Below are 6,518 nucleotides of genomic sequence, written 5' to 3' on the forward strand. Positions count from 1 at the left end.
GCACGCCGCTGCGCACCAGCCGCGGGGAGGCCACCAGCAGCGCCAGCAGCAGCACGGCGGCAACACCGTACAGCGCCTGTGCCGCCTGCGCGCCGCTGGGCGCCGGTGTGCCCGCCCCGGGAAGCGGGACCGTGCCGGGGGCCGGGAACGGTGCCTGGGTGGAACCGTCACCGGGGGTCAGGGCGTCGTTGCGGTCGTTGGTGCTGGCACCGCTGCGGGCGGCGGCATCCGTGGCGTACGCCGGAACGACGCCGCGGGACGGTGTCGGCTCAAACGCGACCCAGCCCACGCCCTGGAAGTAGAGCTCCGGCCAGGCGTGGGCGTCCCGGGCATCGACCTCGAACTCCGGAAGCGGGCCCTGGCCCGAGACCRCCACCGTGGCCCCGGTGGGCCGCCCCGGCGCGTAGCCCACGGCGATCCTGCTCGGAATGCCCTCCAGCCTGGCCATCACGGCCATGGCGGAGGCGAAATGAATGCAGTAGCCGCTCTTCTGGGTCAGGAAGTCCGCCAGCACSGACAGGCCGTTGCCGTCGTAGCCGCCCTGCACGGGGGACTGCAGAGAGTAGGTGAACTCGGCGGAGCGCAAATACCTCTGGATGGCCATGGCCCGCGMATACGGCGAGTTGGCACCCGCCGTCACAGTCTTAGCCGTGCTGCGCACAACCTCCGGAACATTCGACGGTTCCCGGAGGAACAGTTCGGGGACACCGCGCACCTGCCCGGAAGCGCCCGCCAGCAGCGCTGCCGTGAGCTGCGGAGTCACGGACGAGACCACATATTGCTGGTCGCGGGAATTTGTGTCCACACCCTTGATGCTCAGCGTGGCGGGGTCCCAGCTCCAGCGCCCCGAGAGGCCGTTGACAGCTTCCGGCGCATACGGCGCGGGCAGGTACGGGCTCGTGTACTGGCCGGTGTTGACGGCCGTAATCACGCGGAGCTCGGCCGGGGCGGTCTCATGCCCGGCCTCGAGCCGGCCCGTTCCCGGCTGCCGGCTCGACTCCCGGTCATCGGGTGACCAGGCATCGCCGTCAAAGGTGTCCACCGTCACCGAGCGCAGGTACGGCGTCGTCGGCGCGTTCGTGGCGAAGGTGATCCGGCCCTCGCCGGAGGGGCTGCGCAGGCTGTTGCCCAGGCTGATCATCGGATTGAGGCCGGTGGCGCCGCCGAACGGGTTCAGCCGCGAGCCCTGCGGGAACGTGCCCTGGTCGAAACCCGGGATGACCAGCTGCAGCACCAGCGTGAGGGTCAGCGCCGCGACGGCCGTGACCGTGCCGCGCCGCAGCTGCCCGGGGTTGCGGGCGGTATCGGCCAGGGTGCGGGTATCCGGCGTGTACCAATGGCTGCAGCCGAGGATCAACAGGTACCCGACTGCGGCGCCCACGAACCCCAGCACCCCCACGCTTTGCGGCTTGACCATGGCCGGCACCACGAGGATTGCCAGGATTCCGAGCCCGCTCGTGGCCGGCAGCGCCAGCGGGAACGCCAGGGCATCGATGAGGATCACGAGCAGTCCGAGGACCGCGCAGATCAGCATGACGATTCCGGCGTTGGGGGCCACTGGGGTGCTCTCGGCCAGGACCGTTTCGCTGGCCCGCCGGAGGAACTTTCCCAGGTAGTTCATGGTCTCCGGGGAGGGGATGAACCCGGCAATGCTGTGCTGCCGGAAGAAGATGAAGGTCACGGCCACGATCAGCGCAACCAGGCCGCCGGCGGTGACCAGCCAGGGCCGGGCACGCAGGGACCGGAGCACCGCGAGGGAGAACGCAACGGAGAGGACGGTACTGAACACCGGGGAGTACCAGGCCCAGCCCCGCAGGACGCCGTTGAATCCGAGGGCCGCGCCCGCGACGGCCACCGCGACGGCGGTCGCCATCACCCAGGGCTTGGCACCGGGTCCGTCCGGCCGGGACGCCGCACCGGGGGAGAGGGCTGTCGGTTCTTCTTCGCCGGCCGTGCCGGTGCCGGTTCCGTGGCTGCGTTGCGGGGCGAGGGTCATGGCCGGGCCCCCACGCCGCGKCGGACGTCGGCCCCGGCGGACATCCCCGGGTCTGCCTGGTCGAAGGCTGCCCAGGCGTCAGGCAGCGAGCTCTGGGCGGATACGGCCAGGGCCCGCCATCCGCCCAGCCGCAGCGCCTCCAGCACCTCGGGCACTTCGCCGGAGTCCTGTGCCCGGTCCGTGACCAGCAGCGCGAAGGCGTTCGCGCCGAACCCGGCGGCCGGGGACAGCGCCCGGGCCTCGGCCGGAGTCAGGCTGCCCAGGACCGCCAGGACAGGTCCGCGCAGCCGGTGGGCGGAAAGTTTGTCCATCAGGGTGTCGTCGAAGGCGTGCGGGGCACCCCCGGTGCCCGCAGCGGCCCCGGAGCGGAATCCACCCGCCGCGGAGGACCCGGTGCTGGTTCCCGCCGCGGCCTCCTGCGGGCGGGCCTGGGGGCGGGGCGCCGTGCGGTCACGGCGCGGGTGGTTGTGGTGGTGGGTGTGGTGCGGGCCGGAAAGCTCGATGGCAGCCAGGCTTTCGGCGATGGACTGCAGCCCGGCCGTTCCGGTGTATTCCTCGGCTTCCGGGTCGGGAGCGGACGGCGAATTCCGGAAGGCCGGCGCGCCCGCGCTGTCCAGGAACCGCAGTGAGTAGTTGCGTTCCGCGAGGTGCGCCCCGATCGACATCGCCGCCGTGACAGCCCACTCGAAGGCATCAGAGGTCAGCAGGTCGTGGCCGTCCCCCTCGCCGCCGCCCGGGTGGCCGCCGGAGGAATGTGCACTGTGGCCGAACACCCCGTGGGGGTAGGCCGAGAGCCGCTGGTCCAGGATGATGGTCGCCTCGGGGGTCGTGACGGATTCCTCCTGCCGCACCATGAGCGAACCGTGGCGGGCGGTCGCGGCCCAGTGCACCCGGCGCAGCGGATCCCCGTGGCGGTATTCGCGGGTCATGACGTCGTCGTCGCTGGGATTGGCCCGGGCCCGCGTGGGTGTGACACCGTCGTGCCCGCGGGCACCGGCGAGCCCCGTCTCCGGCAGCTCGATGGCGGCGGGCGTCACGGTGAGGAGGTCGCCGTCGTCAATCGCGTGGCGGTGGAAGGAGAGCCCGAAGGGATCGCTGAATTCCGCCGTGACGGGCCCGATCAGGAACTGGCCGCGCCTGGCCGAGCGGAGGTGGTACTCATAGCGGCTGGTGCCGCCGGCTGCCGCACGTGCCGGGAACCGGAAGACAGGCGATTCGCCGAACCGGGCCGGCAAGTGTTCCTCCATGACGGCGTGGCCTGTGCCCGCCCCGGTCCGCGCGACGGCCAGCCGCACCGTGGCACGGGCGGACGTTTCAACCGGCGACGGGCTGAATTCGCGGTAGACCCGGAACCTCGGCTTCAGGACCCGGGTTCCAGCCAGGGCGAGCACCGGCAGCACCAGCAGCAGGACGGCCAGGGCCAGCAGGTCCCGGCGCCCCATGATCTGCGCGGCCAGCAGCGACACCGCACCCGCGCCGAGCAGGCCCCAGCCGCGGCTGCTGAAGAAGTGCCCGGGGAACCGATCCCTTATCGCCACGGCGGAGCCATTCCCTAGTGCGGATTGGGCACGTTGGGCGGCGGCGCGGCTGCCATGGCCGAGGCCTTCTTCCGGCCAGGGCCGCCGGTTCCGTTGGGTGAGGCCGTCACGTCCGGGGTGACGGGTATCTTGGCGATGATGGCCCGGATGACGCTTTGCGGCGTCTCACCCGCGCTGGCCGCCTTGCGGTCGAGGATGATCCGGTGGGCGAGCACCGCTTCGGCGACGCTGACGACGTCGTCCGGCAGCACAAAGTCCCGTCCCTCCAGCGCGGCGGTGGCCTTCGCCGCACGCAGGAGCTGCAGCATGGACCGCGGGCTGGCGCCGAGCCGGAGAAGCCCGCTTTCCCGCGTGGCCCGGCCCAGGGCCACGGTGTATTCCTTGATGGACCGGGACACGTACACCTGCTGCACCGTGGCAATCATGGCGGCCACTTCCGCCGCGGTGACCACTGCCGTCACACGCGCCAGCGGAGAGGAGGCCTGGTGGGTTTCGAGCATCTCCATCTCGGACTCACGGTCCGGGTAGCCCATGGAAATCCGGGCCATGAAGCGGTCCCGCTGCGCTTCCGGCAGCGGATACGTGCCCTCCATCTCAATGGGGTTCTGCGTCGCCACCACCATGAAGGGCTCATCCAGCCGGTAGGACGTGCCGTCCACCGTGACCTGGTGCTCCTCCATGCACTCCAGCAGGGCTGACTGGGTCTTGGCCGAGGCGCGGTTGATTTCGTCCCCGATGACGATATTGGCGAACACCGCGCCGTGCCGGAACTCGAAGGTCCGGGTCGCCTGGTTGTAGATGGACACGCCCGTGACGTCGGACGGGAGCAGGTCCGGGGTGAACTGGATCCGGCTGACGGAGCAGTCGATGGTGCGGCCCAGCGTCTTCGCCAGGAGCGTCTTGCCCACCCCCGGGACGTCTTCGAGGAGCAGGTGGCCCTGGGCGAGGAGGACCGTGAGCGCCAGTTTGGCCGCTTCGGCCTTGCCGTCGATGACCGTATTGATCGCCGTCAGGATCCGGGTGCTGGCTGAGTGGAAAGCGTCGGCATCCATGGCCGGCAGTTCATGCCGCGGGGGCCGCTGTCCGGATGCGTTTGGGTCCAAGGACGGGCGGCCTGGGAGACTCTGTCCCTGGGGGAGGATGTCGTCTACGGAAGTGCGGTGGTAATCCATCGGCAGCCTTTCAGCCCTGGTGGGTCCCGGATCTGACCGCCCGCGGCGGCCGGGGCCCCGCAGTGGCATTCACCTGTTTCCTAACGGGGAAATTACAGAGTATTAACAGACTACTAACACAACTGCCGGCCCTGACAGAGAGTTCCGGGGAAATCTGGCCTCCGGTTAGGGTGGATGAATGCTCAATCCCCTCACTCCCGTCCCCTTCCGGTCGCCTGGAAACGACGGTACCGGACGCAGCGGGTATCCGCCCGCACCGGAACCGCTTCCCGTGCCGGTCATGGACAACCACACGCATTTGGACTTTCCCGACGCGGAGCTTGAGGTGGGCATCAAGGACGCCCTCGATGCCGCCGCCGCCGTGGGCGTGCAAGGCGCCGTGCAGGTGGGCTGCGACCTCGAATCGTCCCGGTTTACGGTCAACGCGGTCGACCTCGATTCCCGGCTCCTGGGCGCTGTTGCCCTCCACCCCAACGACGCCCCCGGCTACGCCCGGCGCGGCGGCCTGGAGGATGCCCTGGCCGAGATCGAGGCGCTCGCCGGCCATCCGAGGATCCGGGCGATCGGGGAGACCGGCCTGGACTTCTTCCGGACCGAGGGGGAGGGCCTGACCCACCAGCGCTATTCGTTCCGCCGCCATATCGACATCGCCAAACGGCTCGGACTGACGCTGCAAATCCACGACCGCGACGCCCACGACGACGTCGTCCAGGTCCTGCGCGAAGAGGGGGCCCCGGAGCGGGTGGTCTTCCACTGTTTCTCCGGCGGCGAGGCACTCGCCCGGACCTGCAACGCGGAGGGCTGGTACATGTCCTTTGCCGGAACTGTGACATTCAAGAACGCGACGGACCTGCGGGACGCGCTGTCTATCGCTGAGCCGAGCCGGATCCTGGTCGAGACCGACGCGCCCTTCCTCACCCCGCACCCGCATCGCGGCCGGCCCAACGCGAGCTACATGGTTCCGTACACCGTGCGGGCTATGGCCGATGTGACCGGGTCGGAGCTTTCCGGGCTGTGTGCGCAGATCGCCGCAAATACGGTGCGGGCGTACGGATCCTGGGACTGAACCGCCCTCATCCAGCTCCCCGGCATAGATACCAGGTATGCACAAATTCTTGGTTCCTTTATAACGCTTCGATTACAGTGGTCAACTATTAGCCGGGGTCGGGGAAGGCCTACGGATAATTTCACTCCAGCAGGGCGTGCATTGTGGCCAACAAACCACATGCGCGCTCTCGTTTTGGGTGAGGCAGTGCACGCATGTTCCGTGACGCTCCGGACGCTGTCCGGAGCCGCCGTTGGCGCGCTCGCGGTGGATGGCCACGTGCACTTTTCCCCGTGCCCGGAAGGTCCAAGAGATTCGGGCAATTGTGGTCAAGTTCTTCACATCGGACGGCAAGTTCAGCTTCGTCAAGGTTGGCACGCAGCTCGTGGTGCTGGTGGCACTGGTGCTGGGCCTCGTGGCCTTCGTCGGCAATAACAAGACGATCACACTCAACGTGGATGGCAAAGTCAGCTCCGTCCAGACCTTCGGCGGAACCGTCGGGGAAGTCGTCAAGAGTGCCAAGGTTGAACTGCAGCCATCTGACAGGGTGTCGCCTTCAGCGGACGCCCACGTGCAGGACGGGTCAGTCATCAACGTCAACCTCGCCAAGGCCGTCAAGGTCAGCCTGGACGGCGCCGAACGGACCATCTCCACCACMKCGCCCACCGTCGAAGGGCTCGTGACCGARCTCGGCGTGGCCAGCGCCTCGCAGGTSTCSGYRCCCAAGGACGCCCAGCTCGCCGTCTCCGGCTCCTTCGTCTCCATCT

At 69.2% G+C, this 6,518-nt stretch carries 5 protein-coding genes; 2 read left to right on the forward strand and 3 right to left on the reverse strand.

Annotated elements, in window-relative coordinates; all coding sequences use genetic code 11:
• The 3 genes from AC1D1S_RS18240 to AC1D1S_RS18250 all read right to left on the reverse strand — a co-directional run.
• The coding region (locus tag AC1D1S_RS18240; protein WP_476995112.1) for a transglutaminase TgpA family protein at nt 1–1,996 on the reverse strand (1,996 nt) is incomplete at its 3' end.
• Entirely contained in the window at nt 1,993–3,534 is a 1,542-nt protein-coding gene (locus AC1D1S_RS18245; RefSeq protein ID WP_243179859.1) for a DUF58 domain-containing protein, read from the reverse strand. The genes AC1D1S_RS18240 and AC1D1S_RS18245, both read right to left, overlap by 4 nt.
• Before the next feature lie 14 nt (nt 3,535–3,548).
• The gene (locus tag AC1D1S_RS18250) at nt 3,549–4,706 is read right to left on the reverse strand and encodes an AAA family ATPase (RefSeq protein ID WP_476942952.1); all 1,158 of its coding nucleotides are present in this window, start codon (nt 4,704–4,706) and stop codon (nt 3,549–3,551) included.
• Between the two features lie 178 nt (nt 4,707–4,884).
• Between AC1D1S_RS18250 and AC1D1S_RS18255 the strand changes: the two genes are divergently transcribed.
• Together AC1D1S_RS18255 and AC1D1S_RS18260 are read left to right on the forward strand one after the other, a co-directional pair.
• A complete protein-coding gene (locus AC1D1S_RS18255; RefSeq protein ID WP_476942953.1) occupies nt 4,885–5,772 on the forward strand; it encodes a TatD family hydrolase in 888 nt (295 codons plus the stop codon).
• Nucleotides 5,773–6,076: 304 nt separating this feature from the next.
• Nucleotides 6,077–6,518 (forward strand): ubiquitin-like domain-containing protein (locus tag AC1D1S_RS18260; protein ID WP_476995113.1); only part of this gene is annotated, 442 nt, incomplete at its 3' end.

The sequence above is a fragment of the Arthrobacter sp. P1_A5 genome, assembly GCF_056406825.1.

Excerpts from the sequence above, each read along its gene's own strand:
- AC1D1S_RS18250 (WP_476942952.1), bottom strand. The coding sequence starts at position 4,706 with ATGGATTACCACCGCACTTCCGTAGACGACATCCTCCCCCAGGGACAG.
- AC1D1S_RS18255 (WP_476942953.1), top strand. The coding sequence starts at position 4,885 with ATGCTCAATCCCCTCACTCCCGTCCCCTTCCGGTCGCCTGGAAACGAC.